Consider the following 24142-nt stretch of genomic DNA (forward strand, 5'->3'; position numbering starts at 1 on the left):
GGCTAGTTAGTCCTGTTGCGCAGCGAGGCCACGACAGTGAACGTTTGGGGGGCCACTTTACCGGCCGGATCACTCAACGTCAGCTTCAGCCTGATGGAGCGGATCAACGCCGGATTGAGCGCTGTGGCGCTGTAACTTCCCACAATTTTATCGGTTGCCGTCGCGGCCAGGCCAAACAGGATGTCGAACCCGGTAACATTGTTGATCAACACGCTGGTGGTGTTGCCCACGGTGGTCAGTATCTGATTGTTTAGGTAGGTGTAGATAACCTGCCTGACTGGAATTGCCATCTGCCCCGCACCGGCGGCTTGCGTACCAACATACACCTTGGTCGAAGTAACGCAGTCGGTCACGATCGTCCACGTCGGGGTCCCCCCATTGCTGCCGACATCCGCCGTGGTGAGCGTCAGCACGTTGCCAGCGGTGCTGCTGGTGACATAAGTGATGGGTGTAACCTGCGCCACCAAAAAAGGAGCGGCAGCGCCGATAGCGTCGGTAGCCTGTGGCGTCAGACAGCCGAACATGCCCACCATACGAATCTCCTGCATCATCTTGCTGAGTGCAAAGCGTCCGTCTTCCTGGATCGCAGCGGCAGCATTCTGCGACACGTAGGTACTCCTGGCAGCCAGAAACACTTGCATGATGCCCAGGGTCACGACCATGCCCAGTGACATGGCGACAATGAGTTCGATAAGACTGAAGCCTGTCTCGAGGCGTTTTCTTGAGCTCATTTGATACCCGTGTCGATAGCGACCCGGCTGGTCAGGGCGAACGACTGCATGGCGCTGGTACAGTCATTGGTACCCATGGCACGCTGATCACACCATTGGACTGTCACGGTCACGACGCGACCGGTCACCACGATGCTGCTCCCCTGCCCGTTAACCGGGCCGGCAAAACTCTGGATATTGCTGGCGAAATCATTCCAGTCCTGGTCACGCGGAGATCCGTACAGGGTCGTACCCGTGGTCGTGGTGATCGAGGTCAGGTTGGCCAACGCGTAGCTGAGATCCGGGTTGGCACGGATACGGTCCATCATGTCGTAGGCAATGAAGCTGGCCTGACTGCGCATTGTGGAGCTGTCGGTATATTTCAGGGCAGTAAGCTGTATGGCGGCAGCCCCCAGCAAACCAACCGCCAGGATCAAGACGGAAATCATCACCTCGATCAGCGAAAAGCCGCCTTGATGCCCACGCCGCCCCATCAGCAAGGCCCCCCGGACACAACCCGACCATTGAGGCACACACCCATTGTGCGTACCTGGGTGCCACGCGTGTAGCCAATGGCGACCAGCGCGGTTGGAAAATTCAGCGCGCCGAGATTGTTGAATTCGATATAGGTGGCGGCGCCGGACGTCGAGGTCACGCTCATCACCGTCCCGGTGCGCATCGCGGGCCATATCCGCAGAATTTGATCGGCGGTCGGTGCCGAGCCGATTTGCACATTGAGCAGCCCGGTCCACAGGCTGGCCGTCTGCGGCACCACGCGAACCGGTACACCCCGGTTGATGGCTTCACTGCGGGCAAAGTTGAGGGCACGATAAAACTCGCTGATTTCACCGTTCGCACTGGTGTTGGCTATGGCACCGACAAAAGACGGGATCGCGATGCTCATGACGATAACGGCGATTGTCACCGTCACCATCAACTCCACCAACGTAAACCCCTTGTCACGAAACCGCATTGCAACCCTCCCCGACGAACCGCGACTATACCTCGGCGGTTTGACCGGGCAATCCTGCCACAGGATATACGGTTGTTATGTCCAGACCAGCGCAAAGATGGCGCTGTGATATTAATTTTTCAGGGATGAAAAGTCATGCGCCAGGATGGCTATACCTTGATTCAACTGCTGATCAGCATCGCCCTGATGGGGCTGTTGCTGCGCCTTGCGCTGCCCAGCTGGCAGCACTTCGTGGCTCAGCAGCGCTATGCGATGACGGCGCATGAACTGGCCAGCGGCCTGCGTTCGGCGCGTGCCGAGGCGATCCTGCAGCAACAGGTGGTGCTGATCCAGGCCATCGACGACGACTGGGGGCTGGGCTGGCGCATGCTGTTGGACTTGAGTGGGCGCGGCGCGGAGGACCCGGACAATCCGCTGGTGGTCGAGCGGGCGCTCGGTGGTCAGGTGCGGGTGGTGGGCAACACGCGGCTGGCGACGCGAGCGCGGTTCATCCCGCAGGGGTGGCCTGCTTACAGCGGGGCGTCACCGGGCAATGGCACGTTGCACATCTGCGAACAGGGGGTCAGTCATTGGCGGGTGGTGATGAGCACCAGCGGGCGGGTAAGGATGGAGTCAGGCGCCATGGATGAGCCTTGGTGCGCGCAGAGCAGCGAAACCGCGTAACGGCTACGCGGCCAAGGCCTCCCACAGGGTTGCCCCCGCTCGAGGTGGTCCTCTGCGGGAGATCAAATCAACGACTTGACCCGCAGCTCCTTCGGCATCGAAAACGTCACGTTTTCCGGCCGGCCGGCCAGTTCATCGGCCCCGGTCGCGCCCCAGGCGTGCAACTGGTCGATCACGCCGCGCACCAGCACTTCCGGTGCCGAAGCACCGGCGGTGATACCGATGCGCTGCACACCGTCGAACCAGCTTTGTTGCAGGTCTTCGGCACCGTCGATCAGGTAGGCCGGGGTGGCCATGCGTTCGGCCAGCTCGCGCAGGCGGTTGGAGTTGGAGCTGTTGGGGCTGCCGACCACCAGCACCACGTCGCACTCGTCGGCCAGTTGCTTGACCGCGTCCTGACGGTTTTGTGTGGCGTAGCAGATGTCGTCCTTGCGCGGGCCGCCGATGGACGGGAAGCGGCTGCGCAGGGCGTCGATCACCCGGCTGGTATCGTCCATGGACAAGGTGGTCTGGGTCACGAACGCCAAGGCATCGGGGTTGCGCACCTGCAGCTTGGCAACGTCGGCTTCGTCTTCCACCAGATAGATGGAGCCACCGTTGCTGGCATCGTACTGGCCCATGGTGCCTTCCACTTCCGGGTGACCGGCGTGGCCGATGAGGATGCATTCGCGGCCATCGCGACTGTAGCGCGCCACCTCGATGTGCACTTTGGTCACCAGCGGGCAGGTCGCGTCGAACACCTTCAGGCCGCGGCCGGAGGCTTCATGACGCACGGCCTGGGACACACCGTGGGCGCTGAAGATGACGATGACGTCGTCGGGGACTTGATCCAGCTCTTCGACGAAGATCGCGCCACGGGCCCGCAGGTCCTCGACCACGAACTTGTTATGCACCACTTCGTGCCGCACGTAGATCGGTGGCCCGAACACTTCCAGGGCGCGGTTGACGATTTCGATCGCCCGGTCCACGCCGGCACAGAAACCACGGGGGTTGGCGAGTTTGATTTGCATGCTTGCCTCGGGGCTACTGAATAGCCGTGACCGAAAGGATTTCCACTTCGAAGTTCAGGGTCTTGCCGGCCAGCGGATGGTTGAAGTCCACGGTGACCTGATGGTCGTCGAAGGCTTTGACCACCCCCGGCAGCTCGGTGTTGGCGGCATCGTTGAAGATCACCAGCAGGCCTTCGGAAAGGTCCATGTCGGTGAACTGCGAGCGCGGCATCACTTGTACGTTTTGCGGATTGGGTTGGCCGAAGGCATTCTCCGGCGGTACCACTACCGTGCGCTTGTCGCCGGCCTTGAAACCGAAGAGCATGGCTTCGAACCCGGGCAACAGATTGCCGTCACCGACCTTGAACGTGGCCGGGGCCTTGTCGAACGTGCTGTCGACGGTGTCGCCGTTTTCCAGGTGCAAGGCAAAATGCAGCTTCACCTCGGTGTTCTGGCCAATGCGCTGCTCAGTCATGAACGGCCTCTTCGCTTTTCTTGCTCTTGAACATGTCCAGCGCCAGCATCACGGCACCGACGGTGATGGCGCTGTCGGCCAGGTTGAACGCCGGGAAATACCAGGTGTTCTGCCAGTGCACCAGCACGAAGTCGATGACGTGGCCCAGCACCATGCGGTCGTACAGGTTGCCCAGCGCCCCGCCCAGAATCAGCGCCAGGGCGATGCCCAGCCAGGTGTCGGCGCGGCCCAGGCGCTTGAGCCAGACCACCAGCACCACGCTGACCACCACCGCGATGGCGGCGAAGAACCAGCGCTGCCAGCCCGAGCCATCGGCGAGGAAGCTGAACGCCGCGCCGGTGTTGTAGGCCAGCGTCCAGCTGAACAGATCGGGGATCACCACGATCTGCTGGTACAGGTTCAAGGCGTTCTCGAAATGCAGCTTGCTGAGCTGGTCGAGGACCACTACCAGCACGCTGAGGATCAACCACAGCAGCTGGCCACGGCCGTTACGCACTGCCGCATCAGGCATAGTGACGCACCTCGCCCGAGCCGCTGATGTTGGTCACGCAACGGTCGCAGATTTCCGGGTGCTCCGGGTTGCTGCCCACGGTTTCGATGAAGTGCCAGCAACGGGCGCACTTGGTGTAGCCCGACTTGACCACCTTGAGCTTGAGGCCGGCGACTTCAGTGACCACCGCGTCTTCCGGCGCCTGGGCCAACGGGGCCACAGCGGCCTTGGAGGTGATCAGCACGAAGCGCAGTTCGTCTTTCAGCTTGGCCAGGTCGGCGGCTAACGCGTCTTCGGCGTAGAGGGTCACCTCGGCTTGCAGGTTGCCGCCGATGGCCTTGGCCGCACGGAGGTTTTCCAGCTCCTTGTTGACCGCCACCTTGACCGCCATGACGCGGTCCCAATAGGCACGGTCCAGTTCGAAGCCTTCCGGCAGCTCGGTCAGGCCTTCATACCAGGTGTTGAGCATCACTGATTCGTTGCGCTCGCCCGGCAGGTACTGCCACAGCTCGTCGGCGGTGAAGGCCAGGATCGGCGCGATCCAGCGCACCAGCGCTTCGCTGATGTGGTAAAGCGCGGTCTGGCAGGAGCGCCGCGCGGTGCTGTTGGCACCGGTGGTGTACTGGCGATCCTTGATGATGTCCAGGTAGAAACCGCCCAGCTCCTGCACGCAGAAGTTGTGCACCTTGGAGTAGACGTTCCAGAATCGGTACTCGCTGTAATGCTCTTCGAGCTCGCGTTGCAAGAGCAGCGCGCGGTCCACGGCCCAGCGGTCCAGGGCGATCATGTCTTCAGGGGCCAGCAGATCGGTGGCCGGGTTGAAGCCGCTCAGGTTCGAGAGCAGGAAGCGCGCGGTGTTGCGGATCCGCCGGTAGGCGTCGGCACTGCGCTGCAGGATGGTTTCGGACACGGCCATCTCGCCCGAGTAATCGGTCGAGGAAACCCACAGGCGCATGATGTCGGCGCCCAGCGTGTCGTTGACCTTCTGCGGGGCGACGACGTTGCCCAGCGACTTGGACATCTTGCGGCCGTTCTCGTCCACGGTGAAGCCGTGGGTCAGCAGCTCGCGGTAGGGAGCGTGATCGTCGATCGCGCAACCGGTCAGCAAGGAAGAGTGGAACCAGCCACGGTGCTGGTCCGAACCTTCCAGGTACAGGTCGGCGCGCGGGCCGGTCTCGTGGCCCATGGGGTGCGAACCACGCAGCACGTGCCAGTGGGTGGTGCCCGAGTCGAACCAGACGTCGAGGGTGTCGCTGATCTTGTCGTACTGGTCGGCTTCGGCGCCCAGCAGTTCGGCAGCGTCGAGCTTGAACCAGGCTTCGATGCCTTGCTGCTCGACGCGCTGCGCCACTTCTTCCATCAGCTCGACGGTGCGCGGGTGCAGCTCGCCAGTGGCCTTGTTCAGGAAAAACGGGATCGGCACGCCCCAGTTGCGCTGGCGAGAGATGCACCAGTCCGGACGGTTGGCGATCATCGAGTGCAGACGCGCCTGGCCCCAGGCCGGGATGAATTTGGTTTCTTCGATGGCTTTCACCGCACGCACGCGCAGGGTGTCGCCCACCACGGGCTCTTTGTCCATGCCGACGAACCACTGCGCGGTGGCGCGGTAGATCAGCGGGGTCTTGTGGCGCCAGCAGTGCATGTAGCTGTGGGTGATGACTTCAGACTGCAGCAGCGCACCGACTTCGGTCAGCTTGTCGAGGATCGGCTGGGTCGCCTTGAACACGAACTGGCCACCGAAGAACTCCAGCGAGTCGACATAGACGCCATTGCTCTGCACCGGGCCGATGATGTCGTCATTGCTGCGACCGTATTGCTTGAAGATGTTGAAGTCGTCCAGGCCGTAGGCCGGCGAGCTGTGGACGATACCGGTACCGGCGCTCAGTTCGACGTAGTCGGCCAGGTACACCGGCGACAGGCGGTCGTAGAACGGGTGACGGAAGTTGATCAGCTCCAGGTTCTTGCCTTCGGTAGTGGCAATGACCGAGCCTTCCAGCTTGTAACGGGCCAGGCTGCTTTCGACCAGCTCCTCGGCGAGAACCAGCAGACGATCACCGACGTCCACCAAGGCGTAGGTGAACTCCGGGTGCACGTTCAGCGCCTGGTTCGCCGGGATGGTCCATGGGGTGGTGGTCCAGATCACGGCGGCCACGGGCTTTTCCAGGCCCGGCAGGCCGAAGGCATCGGCCAGGCTCTGGGTGTCGGCCAGGGGGAAGGCGACGTCGATGGTGGGGGACTTCTTGTCCTGATACTCGACCTCGGCTTCGGCCAGGGCCGAACCGCAATCAAAGCACCAGTTCACCGGTTTGAGGCCCTTGAACACGAAACCGCCTCGGACCATCTCCGCCAGGGCACGGATTTCGCCGGCCTCGTTGACGAAGTTCATGGTCTTGTACGGGTTGTCCCAGTCGCCGAGCACACCCAGACGGATGAACTCGGATTTCTGGCCCTCGATCTGCTCGCTGGCGTAGGCGCGGCACAGCTCACGGGTCTTGTCGCCGCCCAGGTTCTTGCCGTAGGTGACTTCGACCTTGTGCTCGATCGGCAGGCCATGGCAGTCCCAACCCGGAACGTAGGGCGCGTCGAAACCCGACAGGGTCTTCGAACGGGTGATCATGTCCTTGAGGATCTTGTTGACCGCATGACCGATGTGAATCGTGCCGTTGGCGTAGGGCGGGCCGTCGTGCAGGACGAACTTGGGCCGATCCTTGCCAATTACACGCAGCTTCTGGTACAGGCCAATGCTGTCCCAGCGCTGCAGAGTTTGCGGCTCGCGCTGTGGCAGGCCGGCCTTCATCGGGAAGGCGGTGTCCGGAAGGTTTAGCGTGGCTTTGTAGTCGGTCATTTCAGGCTCTTGATTAACGGTTGGTCGTGCCAATGCGCACGAGCGGCGGCGACATCCGCATCGATCGCTGCCTTGAGCGCCTCAAGAGAGGCGAAACGCTGCTCATCGCGCAGCTTCTGGTGGAAAACCACCGTCAAACGCCGGTCGTAAAGATCACCGGCAAAGTCCAGCAGATGCACTTCCAGGTGGGCACGGCCATCACCTGCAACGGTTGGCCGTACGCCTATGTTGGCGACTCCCGGCCAGAATTTCCCCTCGAGTTCGACGCTCACCAGGTACACCCCGGTAAAGGGCACGCGGCGACGCTTGAGCTGGACGTTGGCGGTCGGCCAACCCAGCTGGCGGGCCAGTTTCTGGCCATGCAGCACGCGCCCGGAGATGCTGAAGGGACGCCCCAGCAGCAGCTCGGCCAACGGGAAGTCGGCGGCAGACAGCGCCTTGCGCACTTGGGTGCTGCTGACCCGCACGTCGGCCAACTCCACGGTCTGGGCGGCCTCGACGCTGAAGCCGCGCATGGCGCCGGCCTGCAACAGAAAGTCGAAATCCCCCAGGCGGTCGCAACCGAAGCGGAAGTCGTCACCCACTTCCAGATGCTGCACGCCCAGACCGTCCACCAGAATGGTGTCGACGAACTCGGCGGCGCCCAAGCGGCTCAAGCGTTCGTTGAACGCCAGGCAGAGCACCAGATCGACGCCCTCCTCGGCCAGCAATTCCAGTTTGTCGCGCAGACGCGCCAGGCGCGCCGGCGCGGTCAGCGGGGCGAAATACTCCCGGGGCTGGGGCTCGAAAATCACCACGCAGCTGGGCACCGCCAATTCCCGGGCGCGCTCGCGCAGCCTGGCCAGGATCGCCTGGTGGCCGCGATGGACGCCGTCGAAATTGCCAATGGTGGCGACACAGCCCCGATGCTGGGGCCGCAGATTGTGAAGGCCTCGAACCAGCTGCATAACGCGCTTCTTGCTCATAAAGTGGTCGATTATAACCACACCCGCGCGCTGACGACAGGCGACAGCGTCAGCGAATGTGCAGGAACGACGAAAAGCGACGCCTGACTCATGCCAGTCCGCGCCGGGCGAAGTCCTTCAGGCGAAAACCCATGGCGTACAGCAGGCCGAAATACACCAGCACGCCGGCACCCACCAGCAGCCCTAGCCGACTGAACCGCGCCAGCATGGCACCGTCGGTCCAGGCCGGCATCACGTGCATCAGGCCGACCAGCACGGCCGACATGGCAGTCACCGCGATCACCAGCTTGATCAGGAAAGACCTCCAGCCCGGCTGCGGTTCGAACAGCTTCTGCTGACGCAGCTTCCAGAACAGCAACCCGGCATTCATCGTCGCGCCCATGCTGATGGCCAGCGCCAGGCCGGCGTGCTGCAAGTGACTGATCAGCGCCAGATTGAACAACTGGGTCACCACCAGGGTGAACAGCCCGATCTTGACCGGGGTGCGAATGTTCTGCTGGGCGTAGAAGCCCGGCGCCAGCACCTTGATCAGAATGATCCCCAGCAACCCCACCGAATAAGCCACCAGCGCACGCTGGGTCATGGCCGCGTCGAGCGCAGTGAACTTGCCGTACTGGAACAGGGCCACTGTCAACGGCTCGGCCAGAATCCCCAGGGCCAGCGAGCAAGGCAGCACCAGCATAAAACACAGGCGCAGGCCCCAGTCGAGAATGCGCGAGTATTCATGACGGTCCTTGTTGGCGTAGGTGCGCGCCAAGGTCGGCAGCAGAATCGTGCCCAGGGCCACACCCAGCACGCCGGAGGGCAACTCCATCAGGCGATCGGCGTAGTACATCCAGGACACGGAACCGGCCACGAGAAAAGAGGCGAAGATGGTGTTGATAATCAGCGAGATCTGGCTGACCGATACCCCGAGAATCGCCGGCAGCATCTGTTTCATGACGCGCATGGCGCCGGTGTCGCGAAAGTTGATGCGTGGCAGCACCAGCATGCCGATCTTTTTCAGGTGCGGCAGTTGATACAGCAACTGCGCGGCGCCGCCGACCACCACGGCCCAGCCCAACGCCATCACTGGCGGATGGAAATACGGGGTCAGAAAGAAGGCAAAGACAATCATCGACACGTTCAACAGCGTCGGCGTGAAGGCCGGCACCGAAAAGCGGTTCCAGGTATTGAGAATCGCTCCCGCAAAGGATGACAGCGAGATCAGCAATATATAGGGGAAAGTCACCCGCAGCAGGTCGCTGGTAAGCTGGAATTTCTCCGGCGTGGTAGCAAAGCCCGGCGCCGTGGCCCAGATCACCCAGGGCGCGGCGATCATGCCCAGGACGGTAATCAGGCTCAGCGCCAACGTGAGCAGGCCAGCCACATAGGCGACAAAGGTGCGGGTCGCTTCCTCGCCTTTTTGCTGCTTGTATTCGGCGAGAATCGGTACGAACGCCTGGGAAAAGGCCCCCTCGGCGAAGATCCGGCGCAGCAGGTTCGGCAATTTGAAAGCGATGAAGAAGGCATCGGTGGCCATGCCGGCACCGAAGATGCGCGCCACGATGGTGTCACGTACGAAGCCCAGCACCCGCGAGATCATGGTGATGGAGCTGACTGCAGCCAGGGATTTGAGGAGGTTCATCGAAAGATTTTCACGCCTTGTGGACAAACAACAGGCCCTGACGCGCTCAGGTATGCGATACTCCGCGCCGCATCAGCAGACAGAGCCAAAGTTCGCGAGTTTACAGGTCGTGCGCCAGAAGTGAATAACTTCGAACTCAGACGACCACTCAGCGGAACGCATCACCCGCCCTTGACAACACATCAACTCATCGGCATGATTCGCGGCCTATTTTGTTTGCTATTTAAAAAGTCTTTCCGAGGAGCTCGACGGTGGCCAACTCACCTTCTGCCAAAAAACGTGCAAAACAGGCTGAGAAGCGTCGCAGCCACAACGCCAGCCTGCGTTCCATGGTCCGTACCTACATCAAGAACGTAGTGAAGGCCATTGACGCTAAAGATGCAGCTAAAGCACAAGCTGCTTACGTTCTGGCTGTGCCAGTTATCGACCGTCTGGCCGATAAAGGCATCATCCACAAGAACAAGGCTGCACGTCACAAGGGCCGTCTGAACGGTCACATCAAGGCACTGAACCTGGCTGCTGCAGCCTGATTTAGTCGCTTGATGTAAAAAACCGGCCCTAGGGCCGGTTTTTTTATGCCTGCAATAGTGCGCCATCTTGTAGGAGCGAGCTTGCTCGGGAAGAAGACCATGCGCCACACCCGCTACACTGCGGCGCCTTATTCCCGAGCAAGCTCGTTCCTACGCGAATAGAACTTACTGGGCTGCACCCGCCCACGGCACGATCGGAATCGCCGTCACCGCATTTTGCGGACTGCCATCGATCACCCGGTCGCTATACACCAGGTAGACCAGGGTATTGCGCTTCTTGTCGAGAAAGCGCACCACCTGCATGGTCTTGAATACCAGCGAGGTGCGCTCCTTGAACACCTCATCGCCATCCTTGAGGTCCTCCTTGAAGTGGATCGGCCCGACCTGGCGACAGGCGATGGACGCCTCGGCGCGATCCTCCGCCATGCCCAGACCACCCTTGATACCGCCAGTCTTGGCCCGGGACAGGTAGCAGGTCACGCCGTCCACCTTGGGATCGTCAAACGCTTCGACCACGATGCGGTCGTTCGGCCCCACAAACTTGAACACCGTGGACACCGAACCGATTTCCTCGGCACCCGCCAGCAACGGCACCGTTAACAGTGCGGCGGCGCACAGCCCTTGAATCAGTCGCATGGATGCATCCTTTGGGTCAGACCAGAATCAGATTGTCACGATGCACCAATTCGGGCTCGGCGCTGTAGCCCAGCAAGCCTTCGATCGCATCGGAGGGCAGCCCGATGATTTTCTGCGCCTCGATGGCACTGTAGTTGGCCAGGCCACGGGCAATCTCGCGCCCGTCAGCCGCTACGCACACCACCATTTCGCCTCGGCGGAACCCACCTTGAACGGATTTCACGCCCACAGGCAGCAGACTCTTGCGCCCACCCAGCAAGGCCTGGACAGCCCCGTCATCGAGCACCAGAGTTCCCCGGGTCTGCAGATGGCCCGCCAGCCACTGCTTGCGCGCCGCGAGCATTTCGCGCTCGGGGGAGAGCAATGTCCCCAGCCGCTCACCGGCCTTGAGACGGGCCAGCACGCGCTCCAGACGCCCACCGACGATCACCGTGTGCGCCCCCGAACGAGCAGCCAGCCGAGCGGCGCGCAGCTTGGTCTGCATACCACCACGCCCCAGCGCGCCACCGGTACCACCCGCCACAGCGTCAAGCGCCGGATCGTCGGCGCGCGCTTCGTAGATCAACTGGGCGTCAGGGTTATTGCGTGGGTCGGCGTCGAACATGCCATCGCGATCGGTAAGAATCACCAACAAGTCAGCTTCCACCAGGTTCGCCACCAGCGCGGCCAAGGTGTCGTTATCACCAAAGCGGATTTCATCGGTCACCACGGTGTCGTTTTCATTGATGACCGGGACCACGCCTAACTCCACCAGGGTACGCAGGGTGCTGCGGGCATTGAGATAGCGCTTGCGGTCCGACAGGTCGTCATGAGTCAGGAGAATCTGCGCGGTGTGGCGACCGTGCTCGGCAAAGCTCGATTCCCATGCCTGCACCAGGCCCATCTGGCCAATGGCGGCAGCGGCCTGCAGCTCATGCATGCCACTGGGTCGCTTGGTCCAGCCGAGCCGGCTCATGCCAGCGGCCACCGCACCGGAAGACACCAGCACCAGCTCGACGCCAGCCTCGTGCAAGGCCACCATTTGCTCGACCCAGACACTCATTGCCGTGCGGTCCAGCCCCTTGCCATCAGCCGTCAGCAGTGCGCTGCCGATCTTCACGACCCAGCGCTGGGCACCTGTCACCTTGCTCCGCATCATTTTCCAACCTTTCCCAGGGCTATCAATTCATGGAACGCAAAACGCCGCTCCTTTTGAGGGGAGCGGCGTCATGTTACTACGGAATCGCGGCGTCGGTTTCCCGAGCAGGGTCAATCACGCACGTAGATGATTTCCGGACCGTCTTCGGCGTCTTCTTCGTCCCAGAAGCCGTCGTTCTCGTCGCCGATGTCATGCACGCTCTTCACGCCACTGCGACGCAGGGCACGCTGATCGTCCAAGGCCTGCAGCTGGGCGCGGGCTTCGTCTTCGATATTCTGGTCCAGCTCGCGCAACTGTTCGCGGTAGACCGGATCGTTGACCAGGCGGTCCTGACGATCCTCCAGATAACGCATGATGTCTTGGCAGAGCTTTTCGGTGCCCAGCTTGGAAATGGCAGAAATCACGTAGACCGGCCCCTCCCACTCCAGGCGATCAACGATTTCCTTGACCCGCGCGTCGTGCTCTTCATCGAGCAACTGATCGCACTTGTTCAGCACCAACCAACGATCACGGTCTGCCAGCGCCGGGCTGAACTTGACCAGCTCGTTGACGATGACTTCTGCCGCATCGGCCGGGCTGGTTTCATCCAGCGGCTCCATGTCGACGAGGTGCAGCAGCAGGCGCGTACGGGACAAGTGCTTGAGGAAGCGGATCCCCAGGCCAGCACCGTCGGAAGCGCCTTCGATCAGGCCCGGAATGTCCGCAACCACGAAGCTTTTCCAGCGGTCGACACTGACCACGCCCAGGTTCGGCACCAGGGTGGTGAACGGGTAGTCGGCCACTTTCGGCTTGGCCGCCGATACCGCACGGATCAACGTACTCTTGCCGGCGTTCGGCAATCCCAGCAAGCCCACGTCAGCCAGTACTTTCATTTCCAGCTTCAAGTCACGCTGCTCGCCCGGCTTGCCGGGGGTGGTCTGGCGTGGCGCACGGTTGGTGCTGGATTTGAAGCGGGTGTTGCCCAGGCCGTGCCAGCCACCCTGTACCACCATCAGCTTCTGACCGGCCTTGGTCAGGTCGCCAATGACTTCCTGGGTGGCAGAGTCGATCACCGTGGTGCCGACCGGCACACGCAGGATCAGGTCCTCGCCCTTTTTACCGGTGCAATCGGTGCTGCCGCCATTGGAGCCGCGCTCGGCATCGAAGTGACGGGTATAGCGGTAGTCCACCAGGGTGTTGAGGTTTTCGTCGGCGACCATGAAGATCGAGCCGCCATCACCCCCGTCGCCGCCGTTGGGGCCACCGTTCTCAATGAATTTTTCGCGGCGGAAGCTCATGCAACCGTTACCGCCATCACCCGCTTTCACGCGAATGGACACTTCATCTACAAACTTCATAAAAAACGCCTCTCGCCCGATGGACGAGCCAAAAAGAGCCAAGACATAAGGCTCTTGCAAAAATGAGCACGATGAACCCCGTCAATGACACTCGCACCGCCAGCCCACTGCAAACAGCTTTGCAAGAGACTCACTCCACAAACGAAAAAGCCCCGTCGCGAGACAGGGCTTTTCCAGCGATGCCGCGATTAAGCCGCGATAACGCTGACGTAACGACGACCGAAGGCGCCCTTTACTTCGAACTTGATCACGCCTTCGACTTTAGCGAACAGGGTGTGATCTTTACCCATGCCAACACCGTAACCGGCGTGGAATTGGGTGCCGCGCTGACGCACGATGATGTTGCCCGCTTTGATAGCCTGGCCGCCATACATCTTCACGCCAAGGCGTTTGGCTTCTGAGTCGCGACCGTTACGGGTACTACCACCAGCTTTTTTGTGTGCCATGAGTCAATTCTCCTAGAGAGGATTAGGCTGAAATTAAGCCTGAATACCGGTGATTTTGATCTCGGTGTACCACTGGCGGTGGCCCATACGCTTCATGTGGTGCTTACGACGACGGAACTTGATGATGCGGACTTTATCGTGACGACCTTGGGAGATCACTTCAGCCACAACGGTAGCGCCGGCAACAACAGGAGCGCCGATGTTCACGTCGTCGCCGTTGGCAACCAACAGAACGCGGTCAAAAGTCACGGATTCGCCAGTGGCGATTTCCAGTTTTTCGATTTTCAGGTATTCACCTGGGGCGACCTTGTATTGCTTGCCACCAGTAACAATTACTGCGTACGACATGGTATTTCTCCGATAATCCTGCTCACCCAGCTCTTTATAAGTAGAGTGTCGGCTGGCATGGCTGCATGGGTTGGAACGCCCCAAATGCATTGCGTAAGGCAGGTGCTGCCCAGGAAGTTCAGGGTGCGCGATTGTACGCAAGCCGTGCACACCTTGCAAGTGGCGCACGTGTCGCCTTGACACACCCCAGCCTGAGACCTAGCATGCCGCGCAACCCTTTTGGAGCACCTGTCGCTGATGCAACCCCAAGCCTTCTACCGCGCGGTGGCGGATGATTTTAACGCCGTCGACGAGATCATCAAGAAGCAGTTGACCTCGCGCGTACCGCTGGTGTCGAAAATCGGCGATTACATCACCTCGGCCGGCGGCAAACGCCTGCGTCCTTTATTGGTATTGCTGTGTGGCAAGGCCTTGGGACGCGAGGGCGACGACCTGCGTCTGCTGGCCGCGACCATCGAGTTTCTGCACACCGCCACCCTGTTGCACGACGACGTGGTCGACATGTCCGGCATGCGCCGCGGTCGTTCGACCGCCAACGCCATGTGGGGCAATGCCCCGAGCGTCCTGGTGGGCGACTTCCTGTATTCGCGCTCGTTCGAAATGATGGTGGAGCTGGGCTCCATGCCGGTGATGCGCATTCTGTCGCAAGCCACCCGCATCATCGCCGAGGGCGAAGTCCTGCAGCTGTCCAAGGTGCGTGACGCCAGCACCACGGAAGAGACCTACATGGAAGTCATTCGCGGCAAGACCGCTATGCTCTTCGAGGCCTCCACCCACAGTGCTGCAGCCCTGGCCGAGGCGTCGAGCGAACAGCGTGAAGCGCTGCGCACTTTCGGCGACCACCTGGGCGTGGCTTTCCAACTGGTGGACGACCTGCTCGACTACCGCGGCGACGCCGAGACCCTGGGCAAGAATGTCGGTGACGACCTGGCCGAAGGCAAGCCGACCCTGCCGCTGATCTACACCATGCGCGAAGGCACTGCCGAGCAGGCCGCACTGGTGCGCAAGGCGATCCAGAAAGGCGGTATCGAAGACCTGGAAAGCATCCGCGCCGCCGTAGAAAGCTCCGGGGCACTGGACTACACCGCGCAACTGGCCCGCGACTATGTGGCTCGGGCCATCGAATGCCTGAGCATTCTGCCGGCCAGCGAATACCGTGATGCGCTGGTCGAGCTGAGCGAGTTTGCGGTCGCGCGAACTCACTGACAAATCCTTCCTGCCCCCCTGCAGGGGGGGCACGTGCCCCCCGCGAAAACCCTATATACTACGCGCCTTTATTTTCCCCAAGTCGCGAGAATCCCCGTGAGCACCCTGCCCGCCTGCCCGAAATGCAACTCCGAGTACACCTACGAAGACGGCGCCCAGCTCATCTGCCCCGAATGCAGCCACGAATGGTCAGCCAGCGGTGAAGCGGATGCAGCCTCGGACACCAGGGTCATCAAGGACTCGGTGGGCAACGTCCTGAACGACGGTGACACCATCAGCGTGATCAAGGACCTCAAGGTCAAGGGCTCGTCACTGGTGGTCAAGGTCGGCACCAAGGTCAAGAACATCCGCTTGGTGGACGGCGATCACGACATTGATTGCAAGATCGACGGCATCGGCGCCATGAAGCTGAAATCGGAGTTCGTGCGCAAGGTCTGATGAATGGCCTTGCTATTATTTGAATAAGAATTATTCTCATTGAATGCATTCAAGGAGAATCGCCATGACCTATTTGATCGACGCCTGGCTCGACCGCCCACATCCCTACCTGCGTATTCTCAATCGCGAGACCGGTCAGGTGTGTGCCGTACTGGAAGAAGAAGCACTGGATGAGCTGCGTGATCAGGGCGACCTGGACATGACGGGCCTGTCGTCCAGTGAGCCGATTGTGCTCAAGGAAATGGTGCGCAGTTTGTTTCTGTTCTGCTATGCCCGGGCGTTGCGGCCGGTGAGTGAGTTGCATTGAGCCTGTCGCGGACTCCTGCGACGATGACAACCGCAGGAGCCCGGGAATCAGGCAATCACAGAACTTCCAGCAACTCCACATCGAACACCAGCACGCTGTGCGGCGGGATGCTGCCCACGCCTTGAGCGCCGTAGGCCAGTTCGCTTGGCACGTACAGGCGCCATTTGCTGCCGGCATTCATCAGCTGCAGGGCTTCGGTCCAGCCGGCAATCACACCGCTGACCGGGAATTCCGCTGGCTCGCCACGATCGTAGGAACTGTCGAACACGGTACCGTCGATCAGGGTGCCGTGGTAATGAGTACGCACGGTGTCATCACGGCTTGGCTGAGCGCCATCGCCAGCGGTCAGCACCTGGTACTGCAGGCCGGAGGCGAGGGTGGTAATGCCATCACGCTGACCGTTCTCGGCCAGGAATTCCTTGCCGGCGCCGGCGGCCAGTTCGGCCTTGGCTGCGGCTTCGGCCTGCATGATTTCACGGATAACTTTGAAGCTGGCCGACAGGTCTTCCTGGCTGACGCGGCTGGCGTGGCCACGGAAGGCGTCGGTCAGGCCGACCAGGATGGCTTCCAGGCTCACACCCGGCGGCGGGTTGTCGCGCAGCTGGTCGCCCAGTTGACGGCCAATGCCGTAGCTCACGCGGGTTTCGTCGGTGGACAGTTGTACTTCGGACATGTCGTTGCTCCGCTGTGGGCCGTGCCGGTATCGCGCACGCCCAATCAAAAGGGCCAGCAGACTAGCACACTGGCGTGTGCGGTTCAGCCCGCCAGGCGATGCCTCAGTGTTTGGTCAGCTTGTCCAGGTAACCCATGGCAAAGGCCGACACCACGAAGGTCATGTGGATGATCACGTACCACAGCAAATACTGCGTCTCGATGTTGCGCAACTCCATGAACACCCGCAGCAGGTGAATCGACGAGATCGCCACGATCGAGGCCGCCACTTTCATCTTCAGCGAGGTGGAGTCCATCTTGCCCAGCCAGCTGAGCTTCTCCACATCGTCGTCGATGTCCAGCTGAGAGACGAAGTTCTCATAGCCGGACATCATCACCATTACCAGCAGGCCACCGACCAGCGCCATGTCGATCAGCGACAGCAGCACCAGTATCAGGTCAGCCTCACCGAGGGCGAACACGTTGGGCAGGACGTGAAACACTTCCTGGAAGAACTTCAGCGCCAGCGCCAACAGGCCGAGGGACAGGCCTACATAGATAGGTGCCAACAGCCAGCGCGAGGCATACATGGTTTTTTCGATGAAACGTTCCATTACGGCTCACTGATAGTCGGGGAGAAGGCAATGCCGGCACCTGTAAAATGCCAGCGCTGCGCATTCTAGACGCTCAGCGCTCCGGCCGTAACTGGAAGTCTGTAACGCGGGGGCTGCGCTCCAGATTGAGTTTGCGCAGTTGTCCCTGCAAGTGCAGGCTCCAGATCTGCGGGTCGTCCGCCAGGCTGTAGCCATGCAGGGTCAGGCTGTCGACGATGGAGTCAAGAATACTTTGGGCAACGAATGGGCCGTGAAACGGCCCTTGGGCCTTGATGGCGGTGGGTTGCTCACCGGACATGCCAGCGGCGAACAGCAAGGTCCACATGCCGTTGTCCCCGGCCAGCGGGCGAATCGAACACTCGATGCGGGTCTGCAGACCCAGGCATTGGCGTATGAGGCAAAGGCTGCGCGGCATGGCGAGACCCTCGAAGAACCGTTCTGTGACCTTGCAGGGCGTTGCCTTGGAAAGCCGTCCATCCAACGAGCCGTGGATAGGCTATGGATTGGAGGATAGAACAAAAGTTCGCGAGGTTGGCCACGGGGCGCCGAGTGGTCATTGTGCCATCAGCGTCCGTGGCGCTGGATCAGCCCCTCAGATCGTCGGTTTGACTTCAGCCAGGTCCTCGACGGCATGGCCCTTTTCTGCTTCCTTGAGTTCCTCCTCGCTGATGATTTCGGAAATCACCCGCAGACGCTCCACCACCCGCGCGTTGATACTGCCCTCGGGGAACTCGCCGTTTTCGTCCGGTGTCCCGGCCGGCTCCCCGGCCAGCAGGCTCAACGCCTCGTCGGCCTGGCGCACCGCATACACATGGAATTTACCGGTGCGCACAGCCTGAAGAACGCGCTCATCGAGCATCAGCGTGGCGACGTTGGCCTGGGGAATGATCGCCCCCTGCTCGCCGGTCAGCCCGCGCGCCTCGCAAAGACGGAAGAACCCTTCGATCTTCTCGTTGACCCCGCCCACCGCCTGCACTTCGCCGAATTGGTTGATGGATCCGGTAATAGCGAAACACTGCTTGAGTGGCGTCTTCGACAAGGCCGAGATCAGCGTGCAGGCTTCGCCCAGCGAGGCACTGTCGCCGTCCACATAGCCGTAGGACTGCTCCAGGGCGATGCTGGCGGAAATCGCCAAGGGGAATTCTTGCGCATAACGACTGCCCAGGTACCCCGTGAGGATCATCACCCCTTTGGAGTGGATCGGCTGGCCGAGGTTGACCTCACGCTCGATGTCGACAATACCGCTGCCACCCGGATACACCGTGGCGGAAATTCGCGCGGGCACACCGAAGGCCGAATCGCCGACTTCCAGCACGGTCAGGCCGTTGCACTTGCCCACGGCTGCGCCGTCGGTGTCGATGAGGATGATGCCCGCCAGCATGTCGTCGAGAATCCGCGCCGACACACGCCCGGTGCGCGTCGCCTTGGCCCGCAGTGCGCGCTCGATGTGGCCGGCGTCGGTTTTCTCTTCATTGGCCAGATGACGAATGAAATCGGCTTCGCTGACCAGCTGGAACAGATCACCGATACGCGCCGACAGGCGCTTCTGGTTTTCCGCCAGGCGGGCGCTGTAGGTGGCCAGACGCGCCACCGCGTCGGCGGTCAGTGGCGCCATGCCCTCTTCCGAAGTACGAGTCTTGAGCAACTGGGCGAACTGCTCCAGGCTCTCGTCGTGCATGGGAATGTCTTCATCGAAGTCCACCAGCACCCGGAACATCTCCTGAAAGTCCGGATCGGCGTCCTGCAAGGCGTAGTAAAGCTGGCGGGCACCAATGATGAGGACCTTGACCTGCAAGGGGATCATCTGCGGCGTCAGCGTGCTGGTGGCAATGCGGCCGTATTCGCCCAACGGCGATTCCATTTTCAGCTTGCGCGACTGCAAGGCCCGCTTGAGCGCGTCCCAGACGAAGGGCTCACCCAGCATTTTTTCCGCTTCCAGAATCAGGAAGCCGCCATTGGCCCGGTGCAGCGCACCTGGGCGCAACTGCCGGTAGTTGGTATAGAGCGCGCCCTGATCGGTGCTGTACTCGATGCGGCCGAACAGGTTGTCGTAGGTCGGGTGCGGCTCGAACACCACCGGCGCACCGCCGCTGGCGTGGTGCCCTACCACCAGACTCGGCGAGTATTGTTCTTCGAGCACTTTGCGGGCCACGGCATCAGTCTTGCTGTCGTCCACCAGTTGCTCGACCACGGTCTTGAGCAAGTACACCTGGACCGCTTGCAGGTAACCGCTGACCGCCGCGTTCTCGGCGTACTTTTCCGAGAGCGGTGCCAGCAGCGGCTGCAGGGCCAAGGTGATGGTTTCTTCGTTCAACTGGCGCAGCAGGTTGCTGGATTCGCGCTTCCACTGCGGCAGGCTCGCCAGCTCCTCGTTGAGGCGCTCCTCGAGGTCGGAAATGTCACTGTGAAAACGATCGCGATCGGCTTCCGGCAATTGGGCAAACTCGGCCTCGTCCAGCGCCTTGCCATCGAGCATCGGGGTGAAAGCGATGTTGGTGCTGTCGCGGTACAGGGCGACGTCTTTCTCCAGCGCCAGACGCTCGATCACATCCAGCGCACGGTCGTAGCGCTGATTGAAGGCGCGGTCGATGGCGCTTTTCTTCTGCTGGTAGGACGGGTGCTCGAACACCGCTGGAAAGGTGGCAACCAGGTTGTCGATGAAGCTGCCGATGTCGGTGATGAAAGCGTCGGCACTGCCGGGGGCCAGCTCCAGTGCGCGGGGTTCGCGCGGCTCGTCGAAGTTGTTGACGTAGACCCAGTCGGCCGGGGTTTGCAGGCGCTTGCCTTCGGCCTTCAGGTAGCGCTTGACGAAAGAGAACCGGCCAGTGCCGGGCTCGCCCATGACGAACACGTTGTAGCCGGGGCGCGGCATGGCCACACCGAATTGCAGCGCCTCTACCGCACGCTCCTGGCCAAGTACACCGCGAAAGGGCTCCAGATCGTTGGTGGTCGTAAAGCTGAACTGTTCAGCGGAAAAGGGACGAGTCAGCGCCTCGGGCGCTAGACGCAGGCTGGCAGCTACAGGATCGGGCATCGGGCATCCTTACTTCAGAGGTTGGGGGCAGTTTCAATCTTCGGGCTGCAAGCTGCAAGCGTGCATGCACCGATCACCCCCCACCCCTTGAGCGTAGCTGGAAAACTTCTGCCGACCTGCGGAACCGGAAGATCACGCCTAAGCTCCAACATGCGCGGTCGGGAATTACACCGGCCCGTCCCCTCTGGTTCGCACGCAAAGAGAAAAAACGCTATGAAAAGGATTCTACTGGGTACTCTTTTGGCCGCTGCTTCGTTCCACGCCATGGCTCAAGCGCCAGGTGGTCCGGATTGCGGTTGGGGCAACCTGCTGTTCGAAGGCCAGCGCGGCACGCCGGCTCACTTCCTCGCGTCCACCACCAACGGCTCCTCGGGCAACGCCACCTTTGGCATGACCTCGGGTACCAACGGCTGCAACACCACCGCGCCACTGACCTATGGCGGCAAATCCTGGCTGGCCATGAACGGCATGATGAACGAACTGTCCCAGGATATGGCCATGGGCCACGGCGAAGCACTGACCACCTATGCGGTGGTATTGGGTGTGAAACCGGAAGACCGCGCTTACTTCGAGTCCGTGACTCACCAGCACTTCCAGCAGATCTTCACCAGCGCCGATGCCACCGCCAATGACGTACACGCCAACACCTTGAACGTCCTCAAGGGTGACGCTCGTCTGGCTAAATACGCCGCCCAGGCTTAATCTCGCCCGCAGTATCCCGCCTCGCCAGGGGCGGGGCTTTTATCGACCGCCCTGCCCTCTAAGTAGCCCACGATGCTCAAACGCCTTGCCTGTCTGGCGCTCTGTGCCAGCCCTGCGCTCCACGCTGCCACCCACGTCGACAACTCCCGTTCCGAGCAACTGGCCAGCGACCCTTACTGGCTGGCACTGGGGCACTACACCCCTGCCCGACTGGGCGGCTGGCGCAGCTACGTCGATGACCCGAAGTTTTTCCTCGCCGCTGAGGGTGCTCATCATCCCGACGCCGAGTTACGCGCGACCGTCGAGGCGCTGTATGCGCCTGCCAGCAGCGCCGACCAGCAGGCCCAATGCGTCTATCCGGCCCGCGCCCGCTGGCTCAAGGCGCAGTTGCACCTCACTGATCTGCCGAGCGTCGACTGCCAGAAATTCAATCAATGGTTTTCCGACATCGCGCCGGACAGCGCGGTGCTGGTGTTCCCGGCCGCCTACCTGAACAGCCCGTCGTCCATGTTCGGCCACACCTTGCTGCGCATCGACCAGGCCGACGTGCAGAGCGACAAGACCGCCCTGCTCAGCTACGCGATCAACTTCGGCGCCTATATCCAGGGCAATGACAACAGCATCCTCTACGCCTGGAAGGGCCTGGCCGGTGGCTATCCCGGCATGTTCGCCGTGGTCCCCTACCAGCAGAAACTGGCCGAATACAACAGCCTGGAAAACCGCGACCTATGGGAGTACCGACTCAACCTGACCCACGAAGAAACCGCGCGCATGGTGGAGCACGTGTGGGAATTGCAGGAGATCAAGTTCGACTACTTCTTCTTTGACGAAAACTGCTCCTACCGTCTGCTGGAGCTGCTGCAAGTGGCCCGGCCCGGCCTGCAGCTGACCGGGCAGTTCCCACTGACCGCCATCCCCACCGACACGGTCAAGGCCGTCAGCCACGCCGGGATGGTGGAGCACGTCGACTACCGGCCCTCCCGCGAGCGCGAGTTGCTGACTCGCGCCCATCCTATGGCCCGCGACGAGCAACAATGGGTGCTCAAGATCAGCGCTGACACTACCCTGTTGCAGAGCCCGGCGTTCAAGGCGCTGCCGGCTGCGCGCCAGGCCCTGATTCAGGATGCCGCCTACCGCCTGGAGCGCTATCGCGCCACCGGCCAGGAGCGCGACAAGGCCCGTACCGAGCGCAGCTTCGCGTTGCTGCGGGCAATCAACGGCAACCCACCCCCCGTCCTCCAGGTCGCCCGCCCCGGCCTGCCGGAAAAGGGCCACGACTCACGGACGTGGGACGTCGGCGCCGGCAACCGTGACGGCCAGAATTTCGCCGAGTACGGCTTGCGCATGGCCTATCACGACCTGAACGACAACGCCTATGGCTTCCCGCTGGGCGCGCAGATCGAGATCCTCGGGCTCAAGCTGCGTCAATACGAGGGCAATCGCTGGCAATTGCAGAACCTCAACCTGGCCACCATCCGCTCCCTCACGCCGCGCACCGAGCTGCTGCAACCCTGGTCGTGGCAGGTCACCAGCGGCCTGGAGCGCGTCATCGGCAAACACGGCCACGAAAGCCTGGTCAGCCACGTCAATGGCGGCGCCGGCAGCACCTGGCAACTGGCGCCAGACCTGCTGGGTTTCGCCATGGGCACCGTGCGCGTGGAACACAATAACAACTTCGACGCCTTCGTCTCGCCCGCTGCCGGCTTCGACACCGGCCTGCTGTGGCGCAATCCGCTGGGCAATTTCAGTCTGGAAGCCGCCGGCGATTACTTCACCAACGGCGAAGTGCGCCGTACCCTGAGCCTCAACCAGCAGTGGGAGTTATCTCGTAACCTGGGCTTGCGCCTGAGCGCCCAGCGCGATTTCAGCCAGCTGACGGCGCCGCAGAACGAAGTCATGCTGTCGCTCAAGTGGTACCACTACTGACGCCGACATTTTCCTTACATCGGCTTGACCTCGCGTTAACGCACCAGCACCTAGACTCAAAGAGTGGTCATGCAGACGTTGACCGCTTCCGAGGTCAGGATCATGAACAACAAAGGGTGGTGCGTGGGTGTGGTGATGGTGGTGTTGGTCGGTTGCCAGTCCACTCACGAGCAGATGGTGCAACAGGGTTACCCGCCCGCGTTTGCCGACGGTTATCAGGATGGCTGCGTCAGCGGCCACAGTGCGGTGGCGGCGGTGGGTGATTTCGTCAAGAACGTCCCTCGCTACCTTAAGGAGAAGCAGTACAGCACCGGCTGGGACGACGGTTTCCAGCAATGCCAGACCAGTGCGCAGACCCAGGAAGACCAAGGTTATCGCAACCGCTGGGACGACCGCGAGCGCAATTGGGAACAGCAACGGAGCCAGTCCATGGGGCGCGCATTCAAATCTGATTAGGTCGTGATGGGACATCCATTGAAACTACCTGCCTGTCAGCATGGCCCAAGCCTTACGACAGGAGAACAATCATGAGCCGAGCATTCGTCAACGAAGACAACGCCGCCGCCCAGGCCGACCAGCCGGTAGAGCGCAGCGTCAGTGAGCAGACCAACTACGTCACCACCGAAGGCTTCGCCCAGTTGCAGACACGTGTGGCCGACCTGCAAGGCGAACAAGCCTTGCTGCAGACCCGCGGTGACGACGGCGACAAGCAACGCCTGGTCGACGTGCAGCGCGACCTGCGCTACTTCACCCAGCGCTTGCAGAGCGCTCAGGTGGTGGTGCTGGCCGATTCCACCCGCAAGGTGCAGATCGGCAGCTGGGTGACCTTTGCCGATGAGCACGACCAGCAGCAACGGGTACAGCTGGTGGGCGAGGACCAGGCCGATGTCAGTCAAGGTTTGATCAACTGGGCCTCGCCACTGGGCCGCGCGCTGCTGGGCGCGGGACCTGGGGATGAGGTGGTGTGGCAACGACCGGTGGGGGATGTGGCGATCGAAGTGATCTCCATCGCGGCCCATTGAGATATACCCCGACTGATCTCGGATCCGCCCTCGCTAAAACGACACAACCATTCTGAAAACGACAAGGTTG

General features: G+C 61.5%; 27 protein-coding genes. 9 read left to right on the plus strand and 18 right to left on the minus strand.

Going from position 1 to position 24142, the window contains the following annotated elements; translation table 11 throughout:
• Window positions 1-2: 2 nt before the first annotated feature.
• Genes HB675_RS01715 through HB675_RS01725 form a run of 3 tightly spaced genes read right to left on the minus strand, consistent with a single transcriptional unit; the run spans window position 3 to window position 1683 of the window.
• A complete protein-coding gene (locus HB675_RS01715) occupies window positions 3-731 on the minus strand; it encodes a prepilin-type N-terminal cleavage/methylation domain-containing protein (protein ID WP_213875355.1) in 729 nt (242 codons plus the stop codon).
• Window positions 728-1204 carry a type IV pilus modification protein PilV gene (gene pilV, locus HB675_RS01720; protein ID WP_213875356.1) on the minus strand — a complete coding sequence of 159 codons (477 nt, stop codon included), beginning with the start codon at window positions 1202-1204 and terminating at the stop codon, window positions 728-730. The genes HB675_RS01715 and pilV overlap by 4 nt, the downstream gene beginning before the upstream one ends.
• A complete protein-coding gene (locus HB675_RS01725) occupies window positions 1204-1683 on the minus strand; it encodes a GspH/FimT family pseudopilin (RefSeq protein ID WP_213875357.1) in 480 nt (159 codons plus the stop codon). The genes pilV and HB675_RS01725 overlap by 1 nt, the downstream gene beginning before the upstream one ends.
• A 135-nt stretch (window positions 1684-1818) precedes the next feature.
• Here HB675_RS01725 and HB675_RS01730 point away from each other — a divergent pair, with 135 nt between their 5' ends.
• Window positions 1819-2346 (plus strand): GspH/FimT family protein, encoded by a 528-nt coding sequence (locus HB675_RS01730; RefSeq protein WP_213875358.1) that lies wholly within the window; start codon window positions 1819-1821, stop codon window positions 2344-2346.
• Window positions 2347-2408: 62 nt separating this feature from the next.
• Here the strand turns inward: HB675_RS01730 and ispH are convergent, their stop codons facing one another.
• The 6 genes from ispH to murJ form a co-directional block, all read right to left on the minus strand.
• Window positions 2409-3356 carry a 4-hydroxy-3-methylbut-2-enyl diphosphate reductase gene (ispH, locus tag HB675_RS01735; protein WP_213875359.1) on the minus strand — a complete coding sequence of 316 codons (948 nt, stop codon included), beginning with the start codon at window positions 3354-3356 and terminating at the stop codon, window positions 2409-2411.
• A 13-nt stretch (window positions 3357-3369) separates the two neighbouring features.
• Window positions 3370-3810 (minus strand): FKBP-type peptidyl-prolyl cis-trans isomerase, encoded by a 441-nt coding sequence (gene fkpB, locus HB675_RS01740; protein WP_213875360.1) that lies wholly within the window; start codon window positions 3808-3810, stop codon window positions 3370-3372.
• Window positions 3803-4321 carry a signal peptidase II gene (gene lspA / locus HB675_RS01745; RefSeq protein ID WP_213875361.1) on the minus strand — a complete coding sequence of 173 codons (519 nt, stop codon included), beginning with the start codon at window positions 4319-4321 and terminating at the stop codon, window positions 3803-3805. Before lspA ends, fkpB begins: the two co-directional genes overlap by 8 nt.
• Window positions 4314-7145: an isoleucine--tRNA ligase gene (gene ileS, locus HB675_RS01750; RefSeq protein WP_213875362.1), complete on the minus strand. Its 2832-nt coding sequence runs from the start codon at window positions 7143-7145 to the stop codon at window positions 4314-4316. The genes lspA and ileS overlap by 8 nt, the downstream gene beginning before the upstream one ends.
• Window positions 7142-8092, minus strand: a complete 951-nt coding sequence (ribF, locus tag HB675_RS01755) for a bifunctional riboflavin kinase/FAD synthetase (RefSeq protein WP_213875363.1) — start codon at window positions 8090-8092, stop codon at window positions 7142-7144. Before ribF ends, ileS begins: the two co-directional genes overlap by 4 nt.
• A 106-nt stretch (window positions 8093-8198) precedes the next feature.
• Window positions 8199-9737 carry a murein biosynthesis integral membrane protein MurJ gene (murJ, locus tag HB675_RS01760; RefSeq protein WP_213875364.1) on the minus strand — a complete coding sequence of 513 codons (1539 nt, stop codon included), beginning with the start codon at window positions 9735-9737 and terminating at the stop codon, window positions 8199-8201.
• A 251-nt stretch (window positions 9738-9988) separates the two neighbouring features.
• On the opposite strand from murJ, the gene rpsT reads away from it, so the two are divergent.
• Window positions 9989-10267, plus strand: coding sequence for a 30S ribosomal protein S20 (gene rpsT / locus HB675_RS01765; RefSeq protein ID WP_213875365.1), 279 nt, complete (start codon window positions 9989-9991; stop codon window positions 10265-10267).
• A 165-nt stretch (window positions 10268-10432) separates the two neighbouring features.
• Here rpsT and HB675_RS01770 read toward each other — a convergent pair whose 3' ends face one another.
• The 5 genes from HB675_RS01770 to rplU all read right to left on the minus strand — a co-directional run bounded on the left by HB675_RS01770 (window position 10433) and on the right by rplU (window position 14172).
• On the minus strand, window positions 10433-10903 hold the full coding sequence (locus tag HB675_RS01770; RefSeq protein WP_213875366.1) for a CreA family protein: 471 nt from the start codon (window positions 10901-10903) through the stop codon (window positions 10433-10435).
• 16 nt (window positions 10904-10919) lie between these two features.
• Window positions 10920-12038, minus strand: coding sequence for a glutamate 5-kinase (gene proB / locus HB675_RS01775; RefSeq protein WP_213875697.1), 1119 nt, complete (start codon window positions 12036-12038; stop codon window positions 10920-10922).
• A gap of 113 nt (window positions 12039-12151) precedes the next feature.
• Window positions 12152-13378, minus strand: a complete 1227-nt coding sequence (cgtA, locus tag HB675_RS01780) for an Obg family GTPase CgtA (protein WP_213875367.1) — start codon at window positions 13376-13378, stop codon at window positions 12152-12154.
• Window positions 13379-13566: 188 nt separating this feature from the next.
• Window positions 13567-13824, minus strand: a complete 258-nt coding sequence (gene rpmA, locus HB675_RS01785) for a 50S ribosomal protein L27 (protein WP_003205738.1) — start codon at window positions 13822-13824, stop codon at window positions 13567-13569.
• A gap of 33 nt (window positions 13825-13857) precedes the next feature.
• A complete protein-coding gene (rplU, locus tag HB675_RS01790) occupies window positions 13858-14172 on the minus strand; it encodes a 50S ribosomal protein L21 (RefSeq protein ID WP_003176051.1) in 315 nt (104 codons plus the stop codon).
• 237 nt (window positions 14173-14409) lie between these two features.
• Here rplU and HB675_RS01795 point away from each other — a divergent pair, with 237 nt between their 5' ends.
• From HB675_RS01795 to HB675_RS01805, 3 genes are all read left to right on the plus strand, one after another.
• Window positions 14410-15378: a polyprenyl synthetase family protein gene (locus HB675_RS01795; RefSeq protein WP_213875368.1), complete on the plus strand. Its 969-nt coding sequence runs from the start codon at window positions 14410-14412 to the stop codon at window positions 15376-15378.
• 96 nt (window positions 15379-15474) lie between these two features.
• A complete protein-coding gene (locus HB675_RS01800; protein WP_213875369.1) occupies window positions 15475-15816 on the plus strand; it encodes a zinc ribbon domain-containing protein YjdM in 342 nt (113 codons plus the stop codon).
• Window positions 15817-15880: 64 nt separating this feature from the next.
• Window positions 15881-16123, plus strand: a complete 243-nt coding sequence (locus HB675_RS01805; protein WP_213875370.1) for a hypothetical protein — start codon at window positions 15881-15883, stop codon at window positions 16121-16123.
• 55 nt (window positions 16124-16178) lie between these two features.
• Here the strand turns inward: HB675_RS01805 and HB675_RS01810 are convergent, their stop codons facing one another.
• The 4 genes from HB675_RS01810 to HB675_RS01825 all read right to left on the minus strand — a co-directional run bounded on the left by HB675_RS01810 (window position 16179) and on the right by HB675_RS01825 (window position 20422).
• Window positions 16179-16796, minus strand: a complete 618-nt coding sequence (locus tag HB675_RS01810; RefSeq protein ID WP_213875371.1) for an FKBP-type peptidyl-prolyl cis-trans isomerase — start codon at window positions 16794-16796, stop codon at window positions 16179-16181.
• Window positions 16797-16899: 103 nt separating this feature from the next.
• Complete coding sequence (locus tag HB675_RS01815; protein ID WP_213875372.1) at window positions 16900-17388, minus strand: TIGR00645 family protein; 489 nt, start codon at window positions 17386-17388, stop codon at window positions 16900-16902.
• Window positions 17389-17461: 73 nt separating this feature from the next.
• Complete coding sequence (locus HB675_RS01820; protein ID WP_213875373.1) at window positions 17462-17803, minus strand: hypothetical protein; 342 nt, start codon at window positions 17801-17803, stop codon at window positions 17462-17464.
• 177 nt (window positions 17804-17980) lie between these two features.
• Window positions 17981-20422, minus strand: a complete 2442-nt coding sequence (locus HB675_RS01825) for an ATP-binding protein (RefSeq protein WP_213875374.1) — start codon at window positions 20420-20422, stop codon at window positions 17981-17983.
• A 213-nt stretch (window positions 20423-20635) separates the two neighbouring features.
• Here HB675_RS01825 and HB675_RS01830 point away from each other — a divergent pair, with 213 nt between their 5' ends.
• The 4 genes from HB675_RS01830 to HB675_RS01845 all read left to right on the plus strand — a co-directional run bounded on the left by HB675_RS01830 (window position 20636) and on the right by HB675_RS01845 (window position 24072).
• Complete coding sequence (locus tag HB675_RS01830) at window positions 20636-21124, plus strand: DUF3015 domain-containing protein (protein ID WP_213875375.1); 489 nt, start codon at window positions 20636-20638, stop codon at window positions 21122-21124.
• A gap of 72 nt (window positions 21125-21196) precedes the next feature.
• Window positions 21197-23050 carry a DUF4105 domain-containing protein gene (locus HB675_RS01835; protein ID WP_213875376.1) on the plus strand — a complete coding sequence of 618 codons (1854 nt, stop codon included), beginning with the start codon at window positions 21197-21199 and terminating at the stop codon, window positions 23048-23050.
• Window positions 23051-23152: 102 nt separating this feature from the next.
• Window positions 23153-23506 carry a hypothetical protein gene (locus HB675_RS01840; RefSeq protein ID WP_213875698.1) on the plus strand — a complete coding sequence of 118 codons (354 nt, stop codon included), beginning with the start codon at window positions 23153-23155 and terminating at the stop codon, window positions 23504-23506.
• A 71-nt stretch (window positions 23507-23577) separates the two neighbouring features.
• Complete coding sequence (locus HB675_RS01845; RefSeq protein WP_213875377.1) at window positions 23578-24072, plus strand: GreA/GreB family elongation factor; 495 nt, start codon at window positions 23578-23580, stop codon at window positions 24070-24072.
• Window positions 24073-24142: the final 70 nt, after the last annotated feature.

The organism is Pseudomonas sp. dw_358 (assembly GCF_018449655.1).
GTDB lineage: Bacteria > Pseudomonadota > Gammaproteobacteria > Pseudomonadales > Pseudomonadaceae > Aquipseudomonas.

Coding starts and splice junctions, on each gene's coding strand:
- HB675_RS01715 (WP_213875355.1), bottom strand. CDS start 731: ATGAGCTCAAGAAAACGCCTCGAGACAGGCTTCAGTCTTATCGAACTC.
- pilV (WP_213875356.1), bottom strand. CDS start 1,204: ATGGGGCGGCGTGGGCATCAAGGCGGCTTTTCGCTGATCGAGGTGATG.
- HB675_RS01725 (WP_213875357.1), bottom strand. CDS start 1,683: ATGCGGTTTCGTGACAAGGGGTTTACGTTGGTGGAGTTGATGGTGACG.
- HB675_RS01730 (WP_213875358.1), top strand. CDS start 1,819: ATGCGCCAGGATGGCTATACCTTGATTCAACTGCTGATCAGCATCGCC.
- ispH (WP_213875359.1), bottom strand. CDS start 3,356: ATGCAAATCAAACTCGCCAACCCCCGTGGTTTCTGTGCCGGCGTGGAC.
- fkpB (WP_213875360.1), bottom strand. CDS start 3,810: ATGACTGAGCAGCGCATTGGCCAGAACACCGAGGTGAAGCTGCATTTT.
- lspA (WP_213875361.1), bottom strand. CDS start 4,321: ATGCCTGATGCGGCAGTGCGTAACGGCCGTGGCCAGCTGCTGTGGTTG.
- ileS (WP_213875362.1), bottom strand. CDS start 7,145: ATGACCGACTACAAAGCCACGCTAAACCTTCCGGACACCGCCTTCCCG.
- ribF (WP_213875363.1), bottom strand. CDS start 8,092: ATGCAGCTGGTTCGAGGCCTTCACAATCTGCGGCCCCAGCATCGGGGC.
- murJ (WP_213875364.1), bottom strand. CDS start 9,737: ATGAACCTCCTCAAATCCCTGGCTGCAGTCAGCTCCATCACCATGATC.
- HB675_RS01770 (WP_213875366.1), bottom strand. CDS start 10,903: ATGCGACTGATTCAAGGGCTGTGCGCCGCCGCACTGTTAACGGTGCCG.
- proB (WP_213875697.1), bottom strand. CDS start 12,038: ATGCGGAGCAAGGTGACAGGTGCCCAGCGCTGGGTCGTGAAGATCGGC.
- cgtA (WP_213875367.1), bottom strand. CDS start 13,378: ATGAAGTTTGTAGATGAAGTGTCCATTCGCGTGAAAGCGGGTGATGGC.
- rpmA (WP_003205738.1), bottom strand. CDS start 13,824: ATGGCACACAAAAAAGCTGGTGGTAGTACCCGTAACGGTCGCGACTCA.
- rplU (WP_003176051.1), bottom strand. CDS start 14,172: ATGTCGTACGCAGTAATTGTTACTGGTGGCAAGCAATACAAGGTCGCC.
- HB675_RS01795 (WP_213875368.1), top strand. CDS start 14,410: ATGCAACCCCAAGCCTTCTACCGCGCGGTGGCGGATGATTTTAACGCC.
- HB675_RS01805 (WP_213875370.1), top strand. CDS start 15,881: ATGACCTATTTGATCGACGCCTGGCTCGACCGCCCACATCCCTACCTG.
- HB675_RS01810 (WP_213875371.1), bottom strand. CDS start 16,796: ATGTCCGAAGTACAACTGTCCACCGACGAAACCCGCGTGAGCTACGGC.
- HB675_RS01815 (WP_213875372.1), bottom strand. CDS start 17,388: ATGGAACGTTTCATCGAAAAAACCATGTATGCCTCGCGCTGGCTGTTG.
- HB675_RS01820 (WP_213875373.1), bottom strand. CDS start 17,803: ATGCCGCGCAGCCTTTGCCTCATACGCCAATGCCTGGGTCTGCAGACC.
- HB675_RS01825 (WP_213875374.1), bottom strand. CDS start 20,422: ATGCCCGATCCTGTAGCTGCCAGCCTGCGTCTAGCGCCCGAGGCGCTG.
- HB675_RS01830 (WP_213875375.1), top strand. CDS start 20,636: ATGAAAAGGATTCTACTGGGTACTCTTTTGGCCGCTGCTTCGTTCCAC.
- HB675_RS01835 (WP_213875376.1), top strand. CDS start 21,197: ATGCTCAAACGCCTTGCCTGTCTGGCGCTCTGTGCCAGCCCTGCGCTC.
- HB675_RS01840 (WP_213875698.1), top strand. CDS start 23,153: ATGAACAACAAAGGGTGGTGCGTGGGTGTGGTGATGGTGGTGTTGGTC.
- HB675_RS01845 (WP_213875377.1), top strand. CDS start 23,578: ATGAGCCGAGCATTCGTCAACGAAGACAACGCCGCCGCCCAGGCCGAC.